The organism is Pumilibacter intestinalis, assembly GCF_943193005.1.
Taxonomy (GTDB): domain Bacteria; phylum Bacillota; class Clostridia; order Christensenellales; family Pumilibacteraceae; genus Pumilibacter; species Pumilibacter intestinalis.
In genome coordinates, this window is the sequence record NZ_CALPCH010000001.1 from 149,591 (window position 1) to 171,637 (window position 22,047).

Sequence of the window (22,047 nt, forward strand, 5' to 3'; positions counted from 1 at the left end):
AAATGGTAAACGAAAAAGATTACGAGTGGAAAGTGTCTGCCGCGGGCAGAGTAAACATTATAGGCGAGCACGTGGACTATTGCGGCGGCAAGGTGTTTCCCGCCGCGCTCGACATGCGCAACACCGTGTATTTGCGGCGCAACGGCACGAACAAAATCAACCTGAGCTGGACGACGTTGCCCGACAAAGTAAGTTTGGATATAGACAAACTCGACTCTTACCGCAACCTCAAGTACGGCAACTATCAGGCGGGGAGTGCGCTTTTGTGGCAAAAGGCGGGGCACAAACTCGTGGGTTGCGATATGGTGCAAGACTGCACCGTGCCGTTCGGCAGCGGATTGAGTTCGTCGGCGGCAATCGAGGTTTCCACCATAGCCGCGCTCGCGGTTGCGGCGGGCGAGGAGTTCGACCCTGTGGCGGTTGCGCTCACGGCGCAGAGCGCGGAACGCGAATACGCGGGCGTGAACTGCGGAATAATGGACCAATACGCCTCTGCGTGCGGCAAGCGCGGCAACGCAATGCTGCTCGACTGCAACACTCTTGCGTGCGAGTACGTTCCCGTGCAAATAGGCGACTGCTCCATAGTGATAATAAATTGCAACAAGCCGCACAGTCTTGTGGAAAGCAAGTACAACGAGCGGCGTGCCGAAACCGACTCCGCGCTGGAAATTCTCGCAAAGCCCGCGGGCATAAGTTGCCTTGCCGAGCTTACGCCCGAGCTTTTCGAAAAGCACGGCAAACTGCTCTCGGGCAAGGTGTACGACAGAGTAAAGCACGTTGTGAACGAGTGCGAGCGAGTAAGAAAAGCCGCCGTTGCAATGAAGGCGGGCGATATGGTTGCGCTCGGAAAACTGCTCAACGAGTCGCACGCATCGCTTCGCGACCTCTACGAGGTTACGGGCAAAGAGCTCGACGCGCTTGCGGCGGCGGCTCAAAGTCACCCCGCTTGCCTCGGCTCGCGCATGACGGGCGGCGGGTTCGGCGGTTGCACCATATCCATAGTGAAAACGGCTAAAGCGGAAGATTTCAAAAAGCATACTGCGGAAAAATACAAAGCGGCGACGGGATACAACGCCACTTGCTACGAAACCGAAATAGGCGACGGCATCACCGTTGAAAAATTATAACAGGGAGGCAAAACATGAAGATACTTGTTACGGGCGGCGCGGGATATATAGGCTCGCATACCTGCGTGGAGCTTTTGGCAAAGGGGCACGAGGTTGTAATAGTAGACAACTTTGTAAACGCATCGCCAAAGAGCGTTGAGAGGGTGCGCAAAATAAGCGGCAAGAACGCGGAATTATACGAGGGCGATATACGCGACTCCGCGCTTTTGGACGGGATATTCGCCCGCCACAAAATAGACTGGGTAATACACTTTGCCGGCTTGAAAGCGGTGGGCGAGTCGTGCGCCAAACCCGTGGAATATTACGACAACAACATAGGCGGCACGCTCGTACTCTTGCAGGCGATGAGAAAAGCGGGATGCAAGAAAATAGTGTTTTCTTCGAGCGCGACGGTGTACGGCACGCCCGAGCGTTTGCCGCTCGACGAAACTTGCCGAGTGGGCGGAACTACCAACCCTTACGGGTCGTCTAAGTTCTTCCAAGAGATAATGCTCGAAGACGTGTACAAAGCCGACAACGAGTGGACCGTTGTGCTGTTGCGCTATTTCAATCCCGTAGGGGCGCACGAGAGCGGTCTTATAGGCGAAGACCCCAAAGGCATACCCAACAATCTCACTCCGTACATAGCGAAAGTGGCTATAGGCGAACTCAAAGAGGTGGGCGTGTTCGGCGACGATTACGACACGCACGACGGCACGGGCGTGCGCGACTACATACACGTTGTAGACCTTGCAAAAGGGCACGTTGCGGCGATAGATAAGATTAAGAACAGCGGCGTGCATGTTTACAATCTCGGTACGGGCGTGGGCTACAGCGTGCTCGACGTGATACACGCGTTCGAAAAAGCGTGCGGGCACAAACTCGCGTATTCCATAAAGCCGCGCAGAGCGGGCGACATAGCGGCGTGCTACGCCGACGCGGCGAAAGCCAAGCGCGAACTCGGTTGGCAAGCCGAACTCGGCATAGACGAAATGTGTTCGTCGCTGTGGAAATGGCAGAGCAAAAATCCCAACGGCTACAATTGAGAGGTGAAGATATATGAAGATAAAGAAGAGCAAAATAAACGATTACGCGAATATCACGGTTGAAAACGACTCGGGCATGGAGCTTGCGCTGTGCACGCTCGGCGCGGCGATACGCGATATTAAAGTTCCCGACAAAAACGGCGAGAGCGTTTCGGTTACGCTTTGTCCCGCAAGCGAGGAAACTTTCCGCGCGAGCTACTACGGCAAAACCATAGGGCGCACGGCGGGCAGAATAAAAAACGCCGCGTTTTCCATAGACGGCAAAACGGCTACGCTCGAAAAGAACAACCACGGGCAAGACAATTTGCACGGCGGCAAAACTGGCTTTCATTCCAAAATATTCGATTGCGAAACTTGCGACTGCGGCGAGCACGTAGACGTTGTGTTTAAGTGCTTTTCGCCCGACGGCGAGGGCGGATATTTCGGCAACGTGAACGTGACGGTTACGTACCGCGTGTGGAAGAAAGAAAACAAGTTCCGCATTTTGTACGACGCAACCTCGGATACCAAAACGCTGTTGAACCTAACCAACCACGTGTACCTCAACATGAGCGGAAACCTGCGCGAAAAGGCGAGCGAGCACACGCTCTTTATAAACGCGCCCAAAGTGGCAAAGCTCAACGAGCGACTCATAATAGAGGATATAATACCGGTATCGCGCGAAATGGACTTTACCGCGCCGCACGCCATAGGCGACTACATAGAGAGCGAGGAGGCTCAGCGTTACACTCGCGGCTACGACCACCCGTACTTTTTGGCGGAGAGCGGCATGGACAAAACGGCTTGCGCCCTGTATTCGCGGCACAGCAAAATCGCGCTCGAAATGTTTACCACATATCCGTGCGCGGTGTTCTACGCCAACAGTTGCCCGCATGAGGGAATGGAGCTTGTGGGCGGAAAGCAAGACGAAAAATATCTTGCGGCGTGCCTCGAGTGCGAATATCATCCCGACGGCATACACAACGGCATTGCCGATTGCGGAATAACCTCGCCCGAAAATCCCTACCACGCCGAGGTTGAATACAGGTTTTCGGTTAGGTAATTGATTGGGGCGTTTGGTTGGAAAGTTTTCTCATGTAATATACCGTAGCTATGGCAAGCAGTATTGCGGCGGCGAACCAGGCTACGGCGTCGCCCAAGCCGAGGCAGAAAAAGGAAAGCGACGACGCGCTCGAATTTATCGGTCCGCCGTTTGCGAGTAGCGGCAGGAAAATGCAAATAACTATGCGTGCTATAAGTTCGGCTATGCCCGCAAGGAAGGGAAACAGCGGTTTGCCCAGTCCTTGAATTACGTTGCGCAGTACGAGCAATACGCCCAAAACAAACGCAAACGGCAGGGCGGAATATAGGTACGTGTTCCCGAAGCGTATGGTTTCGGAATTGATTTTGTCGCTTGCCAAAAAGAAATGCTGATACATGCCGTTTACGGATAACAGCAAACCCGCCGTAATCTCAATCGCGCTTATAACGAGCATGATTAGCATGGTTTGCATAATTCCGCGCCTGATGCGGTCGTGTTTTCCCGCTCCGTTGTTCTGACCCGTAAACGATATCATGGCAGTGCCGAGCGCGTTGAACGGCGTGAAAAATATGTTGTCGAGCTTGCAAGCCGCGCTGTAACCTATTTGGGCGGGAGTGCCCGCAACCATTGCGCCGTTTGCGGTTTTATCGAACGATATCACCCCGTTAGACATGGTGAGTATGCCGAACGAGAGCACCGAAAACTGCAAGCCGAGCGGAATGCCCTGCCAAAGGGTGCGGAGCGACGTGCGCATATCCATTGCCTTAAAGTCGGCGAGTTTTAGTCGCAGTTCTTTGTAGCGCACAAAAGTGAATATAAAGCAGGCTATTGCCGAAAGCAGTTGGGATATAACCGTTGCCGCCGCCGCGCCGGCCACGCCCCAGCCGCACGCCATGATAAACACGAGGTCGAGCGCGATATTGAGCGCTGTGGAAATAACGAGGAAAATAAGCGGAGTTAGGGAGTTTCCGAGCGAGCGGAGAACGCAACAAATGAGATTATAGGCGAACTGTCCTATCATGCCGCCGCAGATAATGGAAATATAGGTAAAAGCCGCGTTATATACGGCGTTGTTCACCTCGCTTGTGTCGCTCGGAGTAACTCCGAGCAGGGCAAGCAACGGATTTATTGTGAACAAACTTATTACCGTTACGGCAACCACTATAAAAAAGCTGAGTACGATTTGGGTTGCGAGAGCTTTGCGCACTCCGTCGGAGTCGTTGCGCCCTATGCGGGTGGAAAGTATTACGCTCATGCCCGCCGTGCAACCGAATGCGAACTGCAAAAAGATAAACGATATGGAGTTTGTGTCGTTTACGCCCGCCACCTCGCTCGCGCTAAGCGTGTAGCCGCAAATGGCAGCGTCGGCAACCGAGTAAAAGTTTTGCAATAAATACGATAAAAGAATGGGCAGACTGAAACGAACTATAGTCTTCCAAATGGAACCTTGCGTTAAATCGCGGTTATTCGACCTTTTGCGGTCTTTTTCGATTGATTTCGTCATAATCTCTTTTGCAATTATACATCAATCGCAGAAAATGTCAACGATTTTAACGTGTGTTTGAGCAAATGAATTTATTAAATTTGCTTGACATATTGTGTGACGCGAGTTATTATATATAAAATCCATACTAAATTAGTAGGAATTAAGGGAGGTATAAGCTATGGCAATTTACAAAAGCGTATCCGAACTTGCGGGCAACACGCCGCTGTTCAAAGCGGAAAGGTACGCCGAATTTTGCGGCGTAAAAGCGGCGATATTCGCTAAGCTCGAATACTTCAATCCGGCGGGCTCGGTAAAAGACCGCGTTGCCGTTGCAATGATAAACGACGCGGAAAAGAGCGGACGGCTTAAGTCGGGCGGCACTATAATAGAGCCCACGAGCGGCAATACGGGCATAGGACTTGCGGCGGTGGGAGTGAGCCGCGGCTACAGAGTTATACTCACCATGCCCGAAACCATGAGCATTGAGCGGCGCAAACTTATAATGGCTTACGGCGCCGAAATAGTGCTTACCGAGGGCGCAAAGGGAATGAAGGGCGCAATAGCCAAAGCCGAAGAACTAAACGCGCAAATACAAGGTTCGGTTATTATGGGGCAGTTCGTTAATCCCGCCAATCCCCGTGCGCATTTCGATACCACAGGACCGGAGATTTGGCGCGATACCGACGGTAAAATAGATATATTCGTTGCGGGCGTGGGTACGGGCGGAACGGTTACGGGCGCGGGAAGGTATCTCAAGAGCAAAAACAAGGATATAAAGATAGTTGCGGTAGAGCCCGACGGCTCGCCCGTTTTAAGCAAGGGCGTTGCGGGACCGCACAAATTGCAGGGAATAGGAGCGGGCTTTGTGCCCGATATACTCGATACTTCGGTTTACGACGAGATACTTGCCGCGAGCGCCGAAAACGCATATGCGGCGGCGCGTTCGTTTGCCAAAACCGAAGGGATTTTGGCGGGGATATCTTCGGGCGCGGCTCTTTGGGCGGCGGCGGAATTGGGCAAAAGAAAAGAAAACGCGGGCAAAAACATAGTTGTGCTTTTGCCCGACGGCGGCGGAAGATACCTGTCCACCGAACTTTTTGAGTGAATGCGTTTTCTATAGCATGGGATTGCTTCGTCGTTCTGCGAACTCCTCGCAATGACGTGAACACCCAAAAAAGTCATTGAGTGAATGCGTTTTCTATAGCATGGGATTGCTTCGTCGTTCTGCGAACTCCTCGCAATGACGTGAACACCCAAAAAGTCATTGCGAGCGAACGCAGTGAGCGTGGCAATCTCCTGCTACAGAACTGTTCAGTTGAATTCGAATACTTTTTCGAGCAGGGGTTGCGCACCCGTTACGGGGTCATGCTCCATTACTATTACGTCGCGCATATACTCGTCCCATTCGGCAACCACGGGCGAGTTTTTTTGCACGTTCGCGGCAAATTCTATTCCTTTTTCGCACTCGTAGTAGCCGAACAGTTCGTTGCCGCAAGTCCATATGCTGTAATTCACAATGCCCGCCTCTTTGAGCACGTCTTTCATTCTCTGCCAAATTTTATTGTGCCGAAGAATGTATTCGTCGCGTTTGCCTTCTTTTATCGTTGCTTTCCAAGCGTATTTTTCCATTTTTTAATCCTTAGCCGCCTATGATTTTTACTGCGTTGGCGGCGATTTCTTTTAACGCGCCGTTTTCAAACGGAGAGCAAAGACCCGCCTCGCTCACGAGCGCGGGGAACTCCTTTTGCGAGCCGTGCTTTACAAACCGAGCGTAAGCCTCGAAAGCCGAAGAGTAGTCTTTGCGGCTTGCAAAGTAGAACTGTACGGCAACGCTTTGCGCAAGGCAGTAATCTATATAGTAGAACGGGTTTTCGAATATGTGCGCCTGATACTGCCAGCGCGTGCCCTTTTCGAGATAGGGTATGCCGTCAGAGTTAAGCCACGGGTGAAACTCTTTTTCCAACCTGTTCCAAAGCGCGTTGCGCTCGGCGGGAGTCATTTCGGGATTTTGATATACGAGCTCTTGGAAATAGTCCACTATAGTGCCGTAGGGGATAAAGTTTATCGCGTCGAAAAAGTGATAGTGTTTGTAGTCGTCCGCGCGGTCGCCGAAGAAATCTTTCATGTATTTGTAGCAGAAAAACTCCATGCCCATGGAGTGGGTTTCGGCGGTTTCCATGCCGAGACTTATATCTTGGTCGTGCTCGAGAACGAAACTCATATACGAGGCGAACGCATGACCCGCCTCGTGGGTGAGCACGTCCACGTCGCCGCTCGTGCCGTTGAAATTGGCGAGAATAAACGGTTGCTTAAAGTCGGTGAACTGCTCGCAGTATCCGCCGCCCCATTTGCCCTCGCGGGGGAACACGTCGAAAGCCTCGGATTTAAGCATCATATCGAAAAACTCGCCCGTCTCGCCGCTCATATCGTGATACATTTTGTTGGCGGCTTCAAACATTTCTTGCGCGTTGAGCACCGGCGCGGGGTTGCCGTTTTCAAAGTAAGTATCGTTGTCGTAAAGCATGAATTTGTTTATGCCCAGCTTTTTGCCGAGTTGGGTTTTGAGTTTCGCCACGGCGGGAACTATATCGGATTTTACGTTTTGGCGGAACGCGCGGAGCATATCGCGGTTGTATGATATGCGCCCCATGAGATTGTCGCCGAGCTCTACGAAATTTTCGTAACCGAGAGCTTTTGCGGTTGCGGTGCGCACCTTTACCAGCCTGTCGAATATATCGTCGAGCTTGTCGCTTATAGCCTCGAGCGTTTTGCCGAGCGTTTCATACGCCGCCTTGCGCACATTGCGGTTTGTGTCCGCCATGTATTTGCGGAGCGAGGCAAGGGGAATTTTTTGCCCGTTATACTCGTAGAGAGTTTCCGCCATGAGTTTGGAATACTCGGTAACTATCTTGTTTTCTTCCACGCGGAGCGGCACGGTTTTGTCGTTTGTGCACTTCGCGCTCAGTTCGTATTGCTTTATCACAAGCGGATTTACGAGCTTTGCCGCTTCTTTAATGTGCGCGTTCTCGGTAAACGCGCGTTTGAATTTAACGAATTCGGCATCCACTTTGGGAAACGTTTCGTCGTAGTAGTCCTTTTCCGCGCAGTAAAACTCGTCGCGGGTGTTGAGCGTAAAGCGGGTGAAAGCGAGATTTGCCATTGTGGAAAATCTCGATATGGGCTTTAGGCACTCTTCGCGCAGTTTTACGAGTTCTTCGCCGCTTAGCGCGAGTTTTGCTTTTTGCGTGCACTCGTTTATACGCTTTACAACCTCTTTGCCGTCTACGCGCTCGTAGGGCAGTTCGCTTACTTTTTGCATGGTGTTTCTCCTTGAACGTTTTTCGCATACAGTATACGCCAATTACATAAATTAGTCAAGCATGCGGCAACCCGTACGTGTTCCATGAACGGGATTGCCGCGCTCACTGCGTTCGCTCGCAATGACATTATGGCGGTTATCTTGTCATTGCGAGGAGGGCGTCGCCCGACGTGGCAATCTCAGCCGAGAGAAAGGAGTAGTAACTTTAAGTGTTCCATGAACGGGATTGCCGCGCTCACTGCGTTCGATACTCGCTACGCTCGTGGCGTTCGCGCTACGCGCTCGGCTGAGCGCAATGACATTCGGATTCCCCTGTCATTGCGAGGAGGGCGTAGCCCGACGCGGCAATCCCATACGGGAGAAGGGTATAATATACATACATGTAAAAAATACTATATATATGAAAAAGACTATATTGCTTTTGGCGGCGGCGTTTATTGCGTGTTGCGGCTTTACTCCCGCCGACAACGCTTCGCAGTCGCGGAGAGTTCCCGTTATAATGTATCACAGCGTTTGCCGCACCAACGTGGGCGAGTTCGTAATATCGCCCGACAGCTTGCGGTCGGATTTTCGGTATCTCAAAGAAAGGGGATATACGGCGGTTTCCATGCGCGATATAATAGAATACTGCGACGGCAAAGGCGATTTGCCGCTCAAACCCGTAGTGCTCACGTTCGACGACGGGTTTTACAACAATTTGTATTACGTTGACAAATTAGCCGAGGAGTTCGGCATGAAATTTTCGGTGAGCGTTGTGGGCGCATATACCCAAAAGGAGAAAGGCGAAACAAAGCGCAGTCCCGTTTATTCGTATTTGAGCGAAGAGGAAATTAGGCAACTGCATACGGGCGGCAGAGCGGAACTGTGCAACCACACTTACGATATGCACCGCACGCACCCGCGCAAAGGGGTAAGCCGCAAGGCGGGCGAGAGCGACGAAGATTACCGCGCCGCCCTTGTTGCCGACAGCGAAAAGTGCCGCGCCATGCTCGAAAAGGCAATCGGCGACAGGGTGGAGGTGTTTACCTATCCGTTCGGAAGCTACGGCAAGGGAACGGCGGAAATTTTCCGCTCGCTCGGATACCGCGCGCTTTTAACCTGCAAAGGCGGCGTGAACGTGTTCTATAAGGGCAGTACGGAGGGGCTGAATTGCGTGATGCGCTACAACCGTTCGGGCAGAGCGAACACCGAGGCGTTTTTCAAAAAAATAGGGGTGTAGGGTGAGTGTTAACGCGAAGTCGATAAAAAAATATCGAAAAAACTCAAAAAAATTTCAAAAAGGGTATTGACAAATTAAGTAATAGGTGATAAAATATAGGTAAGATAAAAATCGCCGAAAGGGGCATGCCCCTTTTCTACATTGTGAAACAATGTAGAAGTAATAAAGATTAGCTATTTACAAATTACAAGAAGAGATGAGATATGGTGCTTGGGCAGAACTTCAGATGCGGGTTCTATGAAGTATCCGCAAACGAACGGTTGAAACAAATTAAGCGTGCCGGTTTCGACGCCGTTATGTTTTGGTGGGGCGACGAATTCGAAGCTACCGACGGCAACCGTTACGATTTGATAAACTCCGCTTTCAAAGAGGGGCTTAGCGTAAACACGTTGCATTTCCCTTCTTTGCACGCCGATTATTTGTGGCGCGAAGAAACTACGAAAGCGTACGCCGAGCAACTCGTTGCGGCAATACAAGACTGCGCGAAATACAGGGTTGAAAATCTTGTGGTGCATACTACTCGCTATCTCATTACTCCGCCTTACAATCAAACGGGACTCGATACCATGGGCAGAGCGGTGCAAGTCGCCGAGCGCGAGGGCGTGAATATCGCGCTCGAAAACACGCGTTTTCCCGATTACAACAAATTCATTTATTCCAATATAGAGTCGCCTCGGCTCAAACTTTGCTACGACACGGGGCACGAACACTGCTACACGCCGAAGCGCGATATACTCGGAGAATTCGGCGACAAACTCGTTACCACGCACATACACGACAATTGCGGCAAAGAGGACGACCACCACGTGATGGGAGAGGGTAACATAAATTTCGCGCCTATTTTCAAACGCTTGCGCGAGTTAAACCTAAAGTATTATAACACCGAGTGCTATTGCAACGAAACGAGCAGATACTACGGCAAAATAAGTTTGGAGCAATTTCTCAAAATATCGTACGATACGTTGAGAAACGCTGTAGAGAATTCAAGTTGCGGCGGGTAATTCCTTCGCGTTTGGATAAAAAAATTTACTATAAGGAGAAGGAAAATGAAAAAAGTGTTAACCTACCTACTTGCAGTCGTGCTCGGAGTAGCATGCTGCTTCACGTTTATCGGCTGCGGCAAAGACGAAGACCGAGATATCACTCCTCAAATTAACGAAGGTCAGAACATGACCGCAACCGAACTGTTGGAAAAAGCAAAGACCGAAAGCGGCAATTTCGTGGCTTACGGCAACACCTCTCGTATCACAACGGCAATGTCTAATTTCATTGCTTCCGATTACGGCAAAGCTCTCGGGCTTACGAGTTCCAACGCTATGGCGCAAAAGCAGAACGACTCCGCCATATACAAATTGCTCGAAAACGAAAAGAGCACGCCGGGCGGCAGCGATAACGCGTCTATGGTGCTCATTCAAGACAGTGCGTCGCTCATGCTGTACCGCAACAGCACGAACTTGCTCGCCAACTACGTTCCCAAAGATATGAAAGACAAAGTTGACGAAAACAATCAGCTTCCGCTCGCTCATCAGTTCATAAACAAACTGTTTATGTACAACGTGAAAGACGCGAACAACACTCTTAAGTTCACCAACGTGTGGGAACTGACGGATACAAAGTATAAGAACAACATATATTTCAAAAATCCCAACAACGAGCAAGTAAACAAAAACTTCCTCATAATGCTTACCAAAGAGGATTGGTCGGCTAAACTCGAGGCGGCTTATAAAAAATTGCACAATAACGCCGCCGCCGAAGACGTAGGTTCGGCAAAAGCCTATAAGAATTACGGCTACAAGTGGGTTGCCGAATTCCTCAAAAATTGCAATTTCTCCATAAACAGCGACACCACCATTGCGCAAGACCTTTCCAAAGATACCAACGCGGGAAAAATGGGATTGTTCGTTTTGAGCAAACTGCGCGACGCGTCGGTTAAAGGCGAGAACTTGCAGGTTTCCGCTTGGGATAAGAAAGCGGGAAGCGACACCGAATTCGAAACCATAGAGCCGTTTGCCGGATTTATGTATTCCATTTACGCGCAACTTTGCACCTACGGACCTCGCCCGTACACCGCAATGCTTTTCGTTAATTACCTTATGACCGAAGAAGGTTTCAAACCTTGGAAATCGCTCGGCGGATACTCTTCCAACAAAGACGTGCCCGTATACGAAGGTTCTATAACCACTCCCGTGTATTTCAAAGACACCGGCAAGCAGATATTCACCGACAACAACAAAAAACAGTTGGTTGAAACGGGCAAAAACGGCGATAAGAAAGTTTACACATATATAGAGAACGGCGAACTTACCGACAAAACCGTTACCGAAGGCGATAAAATAACCGTAGGCGACAAACAGGAAACTCTCAGTCTTAAGGGCGTTACCGAAGAGGTAACCACAGTGAAAGACTCTCCGCTCAGCTTCTGGAATCAAACCCTCGTGGTAGAGGACGGCAACTATATAAACACCGCAATAGCCGACCACGTAGACGATTGGATTAACCAACAAATATCCCAAAAATCCTAATTGAATTAAACCCGAATGAGAGGGGAGCGTTTCTCCGCTCCCCTTGATTTTACAACTTTGAAAAGGAGAAAATCGATGAATGACGATAACAATGTCGAAATCGAACGGGAAGAAAGCGTAAAAGCGGGCAAATGGCTTAAATTTCGCTTTTGGCTTAAACGCTTTTTTACAAATCCCGCAAACATAATACTTGTAGTATTTTTCGTATTTTTGGCATTCTTTATTTTTTACCCGCTCATTACGCTCGTTTACGACACCTTTGCCGTAAGTTCGGTTACCGAAACGCGGTACGGCGTGAAGATGGGCGAACTGACGGGCTTGTGGTGGTACAGAATGATAGCTTCCGAGTACAACACCATGTACTTTTGGAAGCCGCTCGGCAACTCTATGCTTATGTCGTTTTTGGCGAGTATAATAGCCATACTGTACGGCGGCATAGTGGCGTTTTTCATAACGCGCACAAACATGAAAGGCAAGAGCATAATATCCATGATATTCGTATTTCCGTATATCATGCCGAGCTGGACTCTCGCCACGTTTTGGAAAAACTTTTGGCAAAACCCCGATATAGGCTCGGGCACGGGCGGAATGGTTTATAACCTTACCGGATTGAAAGTGCCCGAAGGCATGGTTTACGGACTTGTGCCGTGCGCAATCGTGCTGGGGCTTCACTACGCGCCGTTTGCCTATATTTTGATAGGCGGCATACTGCGCAACATGGACGCCAACCTCGAAGAAGCGGCAACCATACTGCACGCTTCGAGATTTAAGATAGTGCGGCGCATAACTCTTCCCATAGTGTTGCCCGCTCTAATGTCTACGTTTTTGTTGGTGTTCTCAAGTTCTATGAGTGCGTACGCCGTTCCGCAGTATTTGGGAAGCGGCAGGTTTTACGTGCTCACAACCTACATGAAGAGCTTTCTCAATCAAGGCTATTACGGGCAAGGTTACATCATGGGTCTTGTGATGATACTGTTCGGCGTGGCTATTTTGGTTGCCAATCAGTACGTAACGGGCAAGCGTAAATCGTTCACCACCGTTTCGGGCAAGTCGGGTCAGGTTTCTTATATAAACCTCGGCAAAGCCAAATGGGTGGTTTCGGTTATACTCATTGTGCTCAGTATTTTCTTTGCGGTTATGCCGCTTATAACTTTTGCTCTCGAGTCTTGTTGCGTGGTTGCGGGCGACTACAGCACGCTCACGCTTCAGTATTGGATTTCCAAAACTCCCACCGACGCGCAAAACGGTTTGGTAGGACTGTTCTTCGAAAAGCAGGTGTGGCGCGCGTTCGGAAACAGCCTGTTGCTATCCTTCCTGTGCGCTATTATCGCAGGTTCGAGCGGCGTTCTCATCGGCTACGCGGTGTCGCGCAGGCGCGGCACTAAACTTGCCAAGGGAGTAGACAGTTTGGCATTCTTGCCTTATCTGTTGCCTTCTATGGCTTTAGGCGGCGCGTTCCTCACAATGACCACGATATTCGGCATAGGAAAGTCGTTCTTTATACTCGTTTTGGTGGGCGCGATAAAGTACCTGCCCATGGCGAGCCGAAGCGGCATAAACGCAATGCTTCAGCTCTCGGGCGAGATAGAGGAAGCGGCGGTTATAGTGGGCGTTCCGTGGTGGAAGCGCATGGTGCGCATAATTTTCCCCATACAAAAATCCACGTTTATATCGGGCTACCTGTTGCCGTTTACATCGTGCATGCGCGAGCTTTCGCTGTTCGTGTTGCTCGTAGCTCCCTCCACAACGCTTATGGCAACTTTGCTTGACGAATGGATGCTGTGGTGGCCGCAGTCGGCTAACGCGCTCAATCTGCTTATAATAGTTACCGTGCTCGTGATAAACTTTGCCGTAAACAAACTTACGGGCGCGTCTATAGACAAAGGCGTAGGAGGTTAATAACATGCCTGAGATAGTATTGAAAAACATTACCAAGCGTTGGGGCAATTTCGTGGGCGTGGATAATCTTTCCATGACAATCGAGGACCGCGCGTTTATAACTTTGCTCGGTCCGAGCGGTTGCGGCAAGACTACCACTCTTCGCATGATAGCGGGTTTGGAAACTCCCACCGAAGGGCTCATCACCATAGACGGAGTGACCGTTTTCGATTCCGACAAGGGAATAAACCTGCCGCCGCAAAAGCGCGACGTGGGATTTTTGTTCCAAAATTACGCGCTGTGGCCGCACATGACGGTGTATAAAAACATAGCGTTCGGACTGGAAAACCTCAAGTGGAAAAAGCCGGAGATAGAGGAGAGGGTGGACGAACTTTGCAAAATGCTCAAGATAGAGCAGTTCAAACAGCGTTATCCGTCGGAGCTCTCGGGCGGTCAGCAGCAGCGCGTGGCTATAGCCCGCACGCTTGCGCCGCGCCCCAAAGTTCTCTTTATGGATGAGCCGCTTTCTAACCTCGACGCCAAACTGCGCCTCGAGATGCGCACCGAGTTGAAGCGTTTGCACGTAGACACCGACTCCACGTTTGTATACGTAACTCACGACCAGCTCGAAGCCATGACTCTCGCAACCAAAGTGTGCCTTATGGAAACGGGCGTTATGCAGCAGTACGACCCGCCGCTAGTAACGTACAGTTTGCCCAACAACCTGTTTGTTGCCGATTTTGTGGGCAACCCCACAATGAACTTTTTGGATGCGAAAGCCGAAAGGGACAAAAACGGCAAGTTGCGCATAAATATGTACGGTATAGAGGCGGAAATGCAAACCGAGGACGTATTCGAAATGCCCGTTAAACCCGAGGGCGAGGAAAACGCGCAGTCCGACGTGAACGTAGTGGTGGGCGTGCGCCCCGAATTTTTGGAGATAGGCTCGAGCGGCATACAAGCCAAAGTTCATGCAACTCTGCCGTCGGGCATGGAAACAACGGTTAAGATTGCTTACGGCGAACAAATATTCACGTCGGTTGTGTTCGGCGGCGTGGACTACGCAGTAGACGAGCAAATCAAAGTTTCTTTCCGCGGCAACGGCATTTTGCTGTTCGATAAATTTACGGGCAAGCGGCTTTGCTCTGGCGCGCTTAAGCTCGCAAAATAGCAAGTATTATTCGCAAATAGGATATAATAATAAAAAAAGCCGATTTGCACGTCAAATCGCTTGACTGTTTTTGAAATCGGCGTATAATAGTGCAATATCGTTTCTTTTCGGAGGTGGACTTTTATGCCCGATTGGGGTGTTTATTTGCTTAGAATGTTGCTCGCTTTGGGGTTGGGGTTCGCCATGGGCGTGGAGCGCAAAATTCGCTTTAAGGAAGCGGGAATGAGAACCCATTCCATTGTGGCTGGCGGAGCGGCTCTCTTTATGCTCGTTTCCAAATACGGTTTTGCCGATATTCCCAATTACGACGCCGCTCGCGTTGCCGCGCAGGTCGTTTCGGGCATAGGCTTTTTGGGCGCGGGCATGATATTGCACCGCAAACAAGCCGTGCACGGACTCACTACAGCCGCGGGCGTGTGGTTCACCGCCGCCATAGGCATGGCGTGCGGCGCGGGCATGTATTGGGTTGCCGCGGGAGCTACCGTTATAATAATACTCGTGCAGTGTTTACTGCATATAAATTGCGGTTTTTTGCGCGGCAGGCGTTATATACAGTTCAAAGTTGTGTATGAAGAGCGCGGCGACGCAAGCGAACAAATACGCGAACTTTTCGGCGTGAAGAGCTTTATAGAGGTTAACGCCCGCAGGAGCGAAACCACCGACTGCCTTGTGTTTAGCGTGGTGCTTCGCACCGAAAAAAATCCCGACGCTTCGTTTATTGCCGGGATATTGCGGGATTATGCTTTTGTGCGTTCGGTAACGAGAATAAACGATGAAGAATGATTAAATGTCATTGCGAGGGCGCTTGCGCCCGCGGCAATCTCTGACGAGAGAACTTTTCGTCACGGTTGCGGCGCACGGTCTTTGTATTTTAATTCGTAATTGCGTATGCACGTTTCGATTATTTTTATCGCGGCGCGGCGGTCGGCGACTTCGTCTACCGCCGTTTGCTTGTTTTCGAGTTGTTTGTACACCGAAAAGAAATGCCGCATTTCGTCGAATATGTGCTTGGGCAGTTCGGATATATCTTTGTATTCGTTATACGTGGGGTCGGAAAAGGGGATGGCTATTATCTTTTCGTCGCTCGAGCCGTTGTCGAGCATGGTTATAACGCCTATGGGATAGCACCGCACCATGCTTAGCGGCTCGAGGCTTTCGCTGCAAAGCACGAGCACGTCGAGCGGGTCGCCGTCGTCGGAGAGCGTGCGGGGAATAAGCCCGTAGTTTGCGGGATAGTGCGTGGACGTGTAGAGTATGCGGTCGAGAATGAGCAGACCCGTTTCTTTGTCAAGCTCGTATTTTTGCTTGTAGCCCTTGGGTATTTCTATTACGCCCACAAAGTCTTCGGGCGAAATGCGCGACGGGTTGATATCGTGCCAAATGTTCATTATATGTATGCTCCTTTACGTTTTTACGTGTTTTTTCGCGTTTGTATCCGCATACTATTTGCGGAGGAATTTGTTATGCGCAAAATCGAAGATATTCTCAAAGACGAAGACGCCGACCCTATGGGCAGTTATACGGGAGTGGTGACCGACGAGTTCGGTAACCCGCTTTACGAAGAACCCGTTCAAGACGCCGACGATTTGTAGCCGCAAACCATGTCATTGCGAGGGCGCTTGCGCCCGCGGCAATCTCAGCCGAGAGAACGGTGCAGTGACTGTACATGTTCCATGCAGGGGATTGCCGCGCTCACTGCGTTCGATACTCGCTACGCTCGTGGCGTTCGCGCTACGCGCTCGGCTGAGCGCAATGACACGGGTATAAATGTCATTGCGAGGGCGCGGGGCTATAATGTCATTGCGAGGGCGCTTGCGCCCGCGGCAATCTCAGCCGAGAGAAATGTGCAGTGACTGTACATGTTCCATGCAGGGGATTGCCACGCTCACTGCGTTCGCTCGCAATGACACGGGTATAAATGTCATTGCGAGGGCATTTGGGGTGCATTGTCATTGCGAGGGCATTTATGCCCGCGGCAATCTCAGCCGAGAGAACATTACATCAACGGTGCGAACAGGCGCAAAAGCGAGCGGGCGAGCTTGGTAAACGCGGTAACGTCCGTTGCGTCTTCGTAGGTAATTTGTTTGCACCTCTCAAGCGTGGCGAGGTAGTCGGCTTTCATGTCGGCTATTTCGGGCACGTCGTACATAAACGCGCCGCACTCGTAGTGCAGGTAAAACGAACGGTAATCGAGGTTGCAAGTGCCTATATATGCTATAGAGTCGTCGCACACCGCGCTTTTCGCGTGCACGAAACCGGGGAGATATTCGTATATTTTTACGCCCGATTTGAGAAGAACGGGATAGAACGAGCGCGACATAACGAATATCAGTTTTTTGTCGGGCACGTGCGGCATGGTTATGCGCACGTCAACTCCGCTCTCCGCGGCAAGGCACAGCGCGGTAACAAATTCGTTGTCGGGTATTAAATAGGGCGTGTTAATATACACGTAGCGGTCGGCGTTGTGTATCATGGTCATTAGCCCTTTTTCTATCAATTGAAAATTTTTGCCGGGGTCGGAGGATATGGGCTGAACGAGTCCGCGCGTGTTTTGCTCTTTGGGCGCGGGCAGGTATTCGCCTATGGGTGCGCTTTCGTTGCCTATCATAAGCCAAAACTGCAAAAACATTATGGAAAACGAATGCGCCGCTTCGCCCTCTATGCGTATCGCCGTGTCTTTCCAGTGCCCGAAACGGTCGATTTCGTTTATATATTCGTCCGCAAGATTAACGCCGCCCGTGAACGCCGTTTTGCCGTCTATAACGGTGATTTTGCGGTGGGTGCGGTTGTTCATGCGTATGTTGAACGTGGGCTTGAGCTTGTTGAATATTCGCGTTTTTATGCCCGCGTCGGTCAGCTTTTTGTGATAGTGCCACGGCAGAGTGAACAGACACCCTATATCGTCGTATATAACGCGAACGTCAACGCCCGCCGCGGCTTTGCGGGTGAGAACGTCGAGAACCGCGTTCCAGCACTTGCCGCGCTCTATTATGAAATACTCCATGAATATATAGTTCTCGGCTTTTTCGAGGTCTTCGATTAGCGCGTGCCAAAAGTCTTCGCCGAGCGGATAGTATTTAACCGTGCAGTCGGCGTAGGCGGGATAGCCGCCCTGCGAGAGCATGAGCTCGCTCAGCTTTCGCGCGTCGTCGCGCAAGTTTTGCGAGAGTTCCTGCGAGCGCGTTCTTGCGGTGTTGTAGTAGTGGTTTGTGTCGCGCTCCACCCGTTTTAAGCGTTTGCGGGCTTTGCGCCTCAGTCGCGCCGTTCGACCGAACGAAATATACAGCATTCCGCCGAACAGCGGCATGAGCAAAATGGGCACTACCCAAGCGAGTTTGTAGCCGGGATTTGCGTTTTTGCCGAGTATGAACAGGCACACGAAAAGACTTAAAAGACTGAACCCGAAATACACCCACGCGGAAATTGCCGAAAGCAATATCAGCAAAGCCGCCGTAAACAGTATTTGCAGTAAAAAGAAGAACGCCGTTACGGCGATTTTATTGGTGAGTATCTTGAAAAGTTTTTTCATTAAACTATATTATAACACCCGCTCGGTTAAATATCAAATCTTTTTTTCAAATTGTTGCATATTCGTTGTCGATTTGATATAATTGATTTATGAACGGCAACAAGACAAGACGTATTCTCGCGATTATCGCGCTGGTTTTCATGGCGATTTTTTCCGTAACCCTCGTGCTCACCTTTGTGTCGCCCGATATGTGGAACGGCGCGGTTGCATACGCGGCTCTCGTTTCGGGGCTTTTGGGAGCGGGGCTGTTTTTGGTTTTGCGCTTTTTGCTCAAACCCGAAGAGAGCAATCCCGACGGCGAACGGGAGGGCGAACAAGAGAGCGAACCGGACGACGAACAAAAATAATTCACCCGTTGCGCTTTTTGGCTTTTAGCTTTTCGGTAATGTTGAGCCGCGACAGCAGTGCGAGAGTGAGCGAAACCGAGGCTATAACCACGTAAAACACCGAGTAGGGCATAAAGCGTGCGAACAGCAAAGTTATCACTGCGGAGAAAAGATATCTGCGTGCGTTTTCGCGGGCGAGCGCGCCCGAGAGCACCGCTCCGAATTTCTTCTTTCCGCTTGCGAGCTTTAGCGACTCGGTGGGCGCACAGCCGAGGTGCGAGTAAAAATCGTATACTTTGGCAAAGTCCCATATTTCCGCGGCGGGAGTGCCGAGCAGTCCGCAAAATTCGGCGGCGTCCGCCTGCGCCCCGTAAGCCGAGAGTATAACGAGCCGCGAGCACTCGTTTTTGGCGGCGGCGGCGTAAACCGAGGCAAGCTCGGCGCAACTTATTTTTTGAGGAGTGAGTTTTACCGAAAACGCCGTTTTGCCCGCTATTATCAGTCCGTCGCGCTCAATCGGCTCGCGCTTGCGGCGTATGGCGTTAAGCGTGAAATCATAGGCGTAGTCGGGCATGGAAAACAAAAATTTGTTGAGTATCTCTTTTTGTTTTTGGCGCAGTTTTTTGGGACGGGCTCTGTGCGCCGAAAGTTTGCCGGTAAAGAAAGTTGCGGCGAGCGCGACTATGGCGGCGGATATCGTAACGGCGAGCGTATCGCGTGCGAAATAACCTATCACCGCGGCGGCGAGCAAAAACGTGGCGGCAAAAGTCAAAAACGCGTCTATAATAACCGAAGTTTTTTTCATACCTCAATTATTTACCGAACGTATAGATTATATAACCTAACGCAACAAAGGAAAGAAAATGGAAACACGCATACTCCAACCCAACCCCGAAAACATACGCCTGTGCGCACAAAGAATAAAGAGCGGCGGCGTTGTGGCTTTTCCCACCGAAACGGTGTACGGTTTGGGCGCGTCGGCGTTCGAGCCTCGGGCGGTGAGAGAGATATTCCGCATAAAGGGCAGACCCAACGACAACCCGCTCATAGTGCACGTGAGTTCGCTCGAGCAAATACGCGAGGTTGCGGACCTCGTTTCGCCGCTTGCCTTAAAGCTGATATCCGCTTTTATGCCGGGTGCGCTCACCCTCGTTATGAAGCGCAAATCCTGCGTGCCCGACTGCGTAACCGCGGGGCTTGACACGGTGGGGGTGCGCATGCCCTCCAACGAGGCGTGCCGCAAGTTTTTGGCGGAGTGCGGCGTTCCCGTTGCCGCGCCGAGCGCGAACACGAGCACCCGTCCGTCGCCTACTTGCGCCGAACACGTATACGACGATTTGCGCGGAAAGATACCGTACGTGCTCGACGGCGGCGAATGCGAGATAGGGTTGGAGTCAACCATACTCGACGTGAGCGGCGTTGCGCCCAAACTCCTGCGTGCGGGCGGGATTTCCATAGAGGAACTCGAGCGCGTTTGCGGACTCAAAATACAAACGGCGTCGAGCACGGGCAAGGCGTTGTGCCCCGGCATGAAATACAAACATTATTCGCCTAAAGCCGAGGTTTATTTTTCGGCGTATTACGGCAATATGTTCGGAGGAATAAACGCGCATTACGACTTGCTCGTTAGCTCCGGTAAAAATCCCGTGATACTTTGTTTAGATAAAAACGCATCTTTGTACGGCGCAAGGAAAGTGTACCGCATGGGCGCGGATTATGGCGATTATGCCCGCATGCTTTTTGCTTCTCTCCGCCGTGCCGATTCCCAAAATTACGACTCCGTAATAGCCGAGGGCGTACCGAGCGAAGGCATAGGCGCGGCGATTATAAACAGGCTTGTAAAGAGTAGCGGGGGTAAAATCATCTAAATCGGCGGGCTTGCCTGTCATTGCGAGCGTAGCGAAGCAATCCCCTGCGGGTAACCATGTCATTGCGAGGCATGAAATGCCGAAGCAATCTCCTGCATGAGAAAGCAATAGCTACTGCTTCGTTCTCTCGGCTGAGATTGCCACGGGCATAAATGCCCTCGCAATGACGCTCCGCCTACAACAAACAATTCCCAAGGTTGTGAAACATGAAAAAACAAACGGCGAAAAAGAAAAAGATAATATTCGTGTGTACGGGCAATACTTGCCGCAGTCCCATGGCGGAAGCGTTGTTCAGATATTATTTGGGCAAAAAGCGCAAACTTTCCAAATACGAGGTTATGAGCGCGGGGCTTGCGGCAAACGAGGGCGAACCCATGACGGATAACGCGTTGAACGCGCTCGGAAAACTCAAAGTTTCGGTAAGGCGCAAACATTCTGCCAAAATGCTCACGCGGGAAATGTGCGAGCAAGCCGACTTGATAGTGTGCATGACTTCGTCGCACGCCCGCGCTCTCGCCGAGTTCGGAAACAAAGTGCGGTCGGTGGGTGAAATTACGGGAGCGCACGACGTGCCGGACCCGTACGGGGGCGACTTGAAAGTGTATCTCAATACCGCCGAATATCTGCTTTACGCGTGCGACGACGTCTTTGCTTTGGCGGAGTCGGTAAACGCCAAATCGCTTTCATAAGTATTTCATACAAAGCGGATACGAAATTTCTTGCAAAATAATGCGCGTTGTGGTACAATATATATTATATAGTTTTATTCCATTTCGAACGGAGAGCAAAAAATGATTGCCATAGCATGCGACCACGCGGCGTTAAAACTCAAAAACACCGTTAAAGAACGCCTTGAAAGCAAAGGTTTCGAGGTGAAAGATTTCGGATGCCACACGCCCGAGGCTGTGGATTATCCCGACTACGCCAAAGCCGCGGCTTGCGCGGTTGCGAGCGGAGAGTGCGAAAAAGGCGTGCTTATATGCGGCACGGGCATAGGCATGAGCATTGCGGCAAACAAGGTAAAGGGCATTAGATGCGCGCTTTGCGGCGATACTTTTTCGGCTCGCGCCACGAGAGAGCACAACGACGCCAACATGCTCGCGCTCGGCGAGCGCGTAACGGGAGTAGGGCTTGCGCTCGAAATAGTAGACGTGTTCTTTTCAACCGAGTTTTCGGGCGAACCCCGTCACGCTCGGCGCATAGCGGGAATAACCGCGATAGAGGAAAGCGCGAAATGATAGAACAGGTTCTCGCCGAAATAAGAGCCGCGGAAGAAAAAGCCGCGCTCATAATAGAGGAGGCGAACGCGAAAGCCAAAGAGATTGCGCAAAACTCGGCGGCGGAGTGCGACGCGCTCAGAGCCGAGATAAACGCCGAAATAAAACTCGCGGTGAAAGAAATTTTGGCGGAGGCGGAAAAAGAAGCCGAACTCGAAGCCGCGGAGGCGCAAAAGAAGGCGGAAGCGGCGGCGCAGGAGCTTGTGAGAAACGCGCAAAAGAACGTGCGCGGCGCGGGCGAATGGATAGCCGAAAACATAATAAAAGGAAAGATATAGG

At 51.0% G+C, this 22,047-nt stretch carries 22 protein-coding genes; 16 read left to right on the forward strand and 6 right to left on the reverse strand.

Features of this window, described 5'->3' with window-relative positions; translation table 11 throughout:
- Positions 1–2 precede the first annotated feature (2 nt).
- From NFR55_RS00725 to NFR55_RS00735, 3 genes are read left to right on the forward strand one after another with little or no spacing between them, the layout of a single operon-like run.
- Positions 3–1,127, forward strand: coding sequence for a galactokinase (locus NFR55_RS00725; protein WP_251545223.1), 1,125 nt, complete (start codon positions 3–5; stop codon positions 1,125–1,127).
- Positions 1,128–1,141: 14 nt separating this feature from the next.
- A complete protein-coding gene (galE, locus tag NFR55_RS00730; RefSeq protein ID WP_251545224.1) occupies positions 1,142–2,152 on the forward strand; it encodes a UDP-glucose 4-epimerase GalE in 1,011 nt (336 codons plus the stop codon).
- Positions 2,153–2,165: 13 nt separating this feature from the next.
- Positions 2,166–3,194 carry an aldose epimerase family protein gene (locus NFR55_RS00735; RefSeq protein WP_251545225.1) on the forward strand — a complete coding sequence of 343 codons (1,029 nt, stop codon included), beginning with the start codon at positions 2,166–2,168 and terminating at the stop codon, positions 3,192–3,194.
- Here the strand turns inward: NFR55_RS00735 and NFR55_RS00740 are convergent.
- Positions 3,187–4,677 carry an MATE family efflux transporter gene (locus tag NFR55_RS00740; protein WP_251545226.1) on the reverse strand — a complete coding sequence of 497 codons (1,491 nt, stop codon included), beginning with the start codon at positions 4,675–4,677 and terminating at the stop codon, positions 3,187–3,189. The two genes, NFR55_RS00735 and NFR55_RS00740, sit on opposite strands and share 8 nt — an antisense overlap.
- 160 nt (positions 4,678–4,837) lie before the next feature.
- Between NFR55_RS00740 and cysK the strand changes: the two genes are divergently transcribed.
- The gene (cysK, locus tag NFR55_RS00745; RefSeq protein ID WP_251545227.1) at positions 4,838–5,764 is read left to right on the forward strand and encodes a cysteine synthase A; all 927 of its coding nucleotides are present in this window, start codon (positions 4,838–4,840) and stop codon (positions 5,762–5,764) included.
- A 206-nt stretch (positions 5,765–5,970) separates the two neighbouring features.
- Here cysK and NFR55_RS00750 read toward each other — a convergent pair whose 3' ends face one another.
- Positions 5,971–6,288: an L-rhamnose mutarotase gene (locus NFR55_RS00750; protein ID WP_251545228.1), complete on the reverse strand. Its 318-nt coding sequence runs from the start codon at positions 6,286–6,288 to the stop codon at positions 5,971–5,973.
- A gap of 10 nt (positions 6,289–6,298) precedes the next feature.
- On the reverse strand, positions 6,299–7,978 hold the full coding sequence (locus NFR55_RS00755; protein WP_251545229.1) for a M3 family oligoendopeptidase: 1,680 nt from the start codon (positions 7,976–7,978) through the stop codon (positions 6,299–6,301).
- Positions 7,979–8,378: 400 nt separating this feature from the next.
- Here NFR55_RS00755 and NFR55_RS00760 point away from each other — a divergent pair, with 400 nt between their 5' ends.
- From NFR55_RS00760 to NFR55_RS00785, 6 genes are all read left to right on the forward strand, one after another.
- Positions 8,379–9,197: a polysaccharide deacetylase family protein gene (locus tag NFR55_RS00760; RefSeq protein WP_251545230.1), complete on the forward strand. Its 819-nt coding sequence runs from the start codon at positions 8,379–8,381 to the stop codon at positions 9,195–9,197.
- Positions 9,198–9,400: 203 nt separating this feature from the next.
- Positions 9,401–10,198, forward strand: a complete 798-nt coding sequence (locus NFR55_RS00765; protein WP_251545231.1) for a sugar phosphate isomerase/epimerase family protein — start codon at positions 9,401–9,403, stop codon at positions 10,196–10,198.
- Positions 10,199–10,243: 45 nt separating this feature from the next.
- Positions 10,244–11,719 carry a hypothetical protein gene (locus NFR55_RS00770; RefSeq protein WP_251545232.1) on the forward strand — a complete coding sequence of 492 codons (1,476 nt, stop codon included), beginning with the start codon at positions 10,244–10,246 and terminating at the stop codon, positions 11,717–11,719.
- Positions 11,720–11,794: 75 nt separating this feature from the next.
- Complete coding sequence (locus tag NFR55_RS00775; protein ID WP_251545233.1) at positions 11,795–13,618, forward strand: ABC transporter permease; 1,824 nt, start codon at positions 11,795–11,797, stop codon at positions 13,616–13,618.
- Positions 13,619–13,622: 4 nt separating this feature from the next.
- A complete protein-coding gene (locus NFR55_RS00780; RefSeq protein WP_251545234.1) occupies positions 13,623–14,768 on the forward strand; it encodes an ABC transporter ATP-binding protein in 1,146 nt (381 codons plus the stop codon).
- Between the two features lie 123 nt (positions 14,769–14,891).
- Complete coding sequence (locus NFR55_RS00785; protein ID WP_251545235.1) at positions 14,892–15,551, forward strand: MgtC/SapB family protein; 660 nt, start codon at positions 14,892–14,894, stop codon at positions 15,549–15,551.
- 59 nt (positions 15,552–15,610) lie between these two features.
- Here NFR55_RS00785 and NFR55_RS00790 read toward each other — a convergent pair whose 3' ends face one another.
- Positions 15,611–16,156 carry an inorganic diphosphatase gene (locus tag NFR55_RS00790; protein ID WP_251545236.1) on the reverse strand — a complete coding sequence of 182 codons (546 nt, stop codon included), beginning with the start codon at positions 16,154–16,156 and terminating at the stop codon, positions 15,611–15,613.
- 75 nt (positions 16,157–16,231) lie between these two features.
- On the opposite strand from NFR55_RS00790, the gene NFR55_RS10485 reads away from it, so the two are divergent.
- Positions 16,232–16,360 (forward strand): hypothetical protein, encoded by a 129-nt coding sequence (locus tag NFR55_RS10485; RefSeq protein ID WP_275556896.1) that lies wholly within the window; start codon positions 16,232–16,234, stop codon positions 16,358–16,360.
- A 404-nt stretch (positions 16,361–16,764) separates the two neighbouring features.
- Here the strand turns inward: NFR55_RS10485 and cls are convergent, their stop codons facing one another.
- A complete protein-coding gene (cls, locus tag NFR55_RS00795) occupies positions 16,765–18,297 on the reverse strand; it encodes a cardiolipin synthase (protein ID WP_251545237.1) in 1,533 nt (510 codons plus the stop codon).
- 89 nt (positions 18,298–18,386) lie between these two features.
- On the opposite strand from cls, the gene NFR55_RS00800 reads away from it, so the two are divergent.
- Positions 18,387–18,644: a hypothetical protein gene (locus NFR55_RS00800; RefSeq protein ID WP_251545238.1), complete on the forward strand. Its 258-nt coding sequence runs from the start codon at positions 18,387–18,389 to the stop codon at positions 18,642–18,644.
- A 1-nt stretch (position 18,645) separates the two neighbouring features.
- Here NFR55_RS00800 and NFR55_RS00805 read toward each other — a convergent pair whose 3' ends face one another.
- On the reverse strand, positions 18,646–19,428 hold the full coding sequence (locus NFR55_RS00805) for a hypothetical protein (RefSeq protein ID WP_251545239.1): 783 nt from the start codon (positions 19,426–19,428) through the stop codon (positions 18,646–18,648).
- Between the two features lie 58 nt (positions 19,429–19,486).
- Here NFR55_RS00805 and NFR55_RS00810 point away from each other — a divergent pair, with 58 nt between their 5' ends.
- From NFR55_RS00810 to NFR55_RS00825, 4 genes are all read left to right on the forward strand, one after another.
- Positions 19,487–20,491 (forward strand): L-threonylcarbamoyladenylate synthase, encoded by a 1,005-nt coding sequence (locus tag NFR55_RS00810; RefSeq protein WP_251545240.1) that lies wholly within the window; start codon positions 19,487–19,489, stop codon positions 20,489–20,491.
- Positions 20,492–20,697: 206 nt separating this feature from the next.
- Entirely contained in the window at positions 20,698–21,180 is a 483-nt protein-coding gene (locus tag NFR55_RS00815; RefSeq protein WP_251545241.1) for an arsenate reductase/protein-tyrosine-phosphatase family protein, read from the forward strand.
- Between the two features lie 102 nt (positions 21,181–21,282).
- The gene (gene rpiB, locus NFR55_RS00820) at positions 21,283–21,729 is read left to right on the forward strand and encodes a ribose 5-phosphate isomerase B (RefSeq protein ID WP_251545242.1); all 447 of its coding nucleotides are present in this window, start codon (positions 21,283–21,285) and stop codon (positions 21,727–21,729) included.
- Positions 21,726–22,046 carry a hypothetical protein gene (locus tag NFR55_RS00825; protein WP_251545243.1) on the forward strand — a complete coding sequence of 107 codons (321 nt, stop codon included), beginning with the start codon at positions 21,726–21,728 and terminating at the stop codon, positions 22,044–22,046. The genes rpiB and NFR55_RS00825 overlap by 4 nt, the downstream gene beginning before the upstream one ends.
- Position 22,047 lies beyond the last annotated feature (1 nt).

Bases quoted from the DNA above. Each gene is read 5' to 3' on its own strand.
- NFR55_RS00725 (WP_251545223.1), top strand. From the start codon at position 3: ATGGTAAACGAAAAAGATTACGAGTGGAAAGTGTCTGCCGCGGGCAGA.
- galE (WP_251545224.1), top strand. From the start codon at position 1,142: ATGAAGATACTTGTTACGGGCGGCGCGGGATATATAGGCTCGCATACC.
- NFR55_RS00735 (WP_251545225.1), top strand. From the start codon at position 2,166: ATGAAGATAAAGAAGAGCAAAATAAACGATTACGCGAATATCACGGTT.
- NFR55_RS00740 (WP_251545226.1), bottom strand. From the start codon at position 4,677: ATGACGAAATCAATCGAAAAAGACCGCAAAAGGTCGAATAACCGCGAT.
- cysK (WP_251545227.1), top strand. From the start codon at position 4,838: ATGGCAATTTACAAAAGCGTATCCGAACTTGCGGGCAACACGCCGCTG.
- NFR55_RS00750 (WP_251545228.1), bottom strand. From the start codon at position 6,288: ATGGAAAAATACGCTTGGAAAGCAACGATAAAAGAAGGCAAACGCGAC.
- NFR55_RS00755 (WP_251545229.1), bottom strand. From the start codon at position 7,978: ATGCAAAAAGTAAGCGAACTGCCCTACGAGCGCGTAGACGGCAAAGAG.
- NFR55_RS00760 (WP_251545230.1), top strand. From the start codon at position 8,379: ATGAAAAAGACTATATTGCTTTTGGCGGCGGCGTTTATTGCGTGTTGC.
- NFR55_RS00765 (WP_251545231.1), top strand. From the start codon at position 9,401: ATGGTGCTTGGGCAGAACTTCAGATGCGGGTTCTATGAAGTATCCGCA.
- NFR55_RS00770 (WP_251545232.1), top strand. From the start codon at position 10,244: ATGAAAAAAGTGTTAACCTACCTACTTGCAGTCGTGCTCGGAGTAGCA.
- NFR55_RS00775 (WP_251545233.1), top strand. From the start codon at position 11,795: ATGAATGACGATAACAATGTCGAAATCGAACGGGAAGAAAGCGTAAAA.
- NFR55_RS00780 (WP_251545234.1), top strand. From the start codon at position 13,623: ATGCCTGAGATAGTATTGAAAAACATTACCAAGCGTTGGGGCAATTTC.
- NFR55_RS00785 (WP_251545235.1), top strand. From the start codon at position 14,892: ATGCCCGATTGGGGTGTTTATTTGCTTAGAATGTTGCTCGCTTTGGGG.
- NFR55_RS00790 (WP_251545236.1), bottom strand. From the start codon at position 16,156: ATGAACATTTGGCACGATATCAACCCGTCGCGCATTTCGCCCGAAGAC.
- NFR55_RS10485 (WP_275556896.1), top strand. From the start codon at position 16,232: ATGCGCAAAATCGAAGATATTCTCAAAGACGAAGACGCCGACCCTATG.
- cls (WP_251545237.1), bottom strand. From the start codon at position 18,297: ATGAAAAAACTTTTCAAGATACTCACCAATAAAATCGCCGTAACGGCG.
- NFR55_RS00800 (WP_251545238.1), top strand. From the start codon at position 18,387: ATGAACGGCAACAAGACAAGACGTATTCTCGCGATTATCGCGCTGGTT.
- NFR55_RS00805 (WP_251545239.1), bottom strand. From the start codon at position 19,428: ATGAAAAAAACTTCGGTTATTATAGACGCGTTTTTGACTTTTGCCGCC.
- NFR55_RS00810 (WP_251545240.1), top strand. From the start codon at position 19,487: ATGGAAACACGCATACTCCAACCCAACCCCGAAAACATACGCCTGTGC.
- NFR55_RS00815 (WP_251545241.1), top strand. From the start codon at position 20,698: ATGAAAAAACAAACGGCGAAAAAGAAAAAGATAATATTCGTGTGTACG.
- rpiB (WP_251545242.1), top strand. From the start codon at position 21,283: ATGATTGCCATAGCATGCGACCACGCGGCGTTAAAACTCAAAAACACC.
- NFR55_RS00825 (WP_251545243.1), top strand. From the start codon at position 21,726: ATGATAGAACAGGTTCTCGCCGAAATAAGAGCCGCGGAAGAAAAAGCC.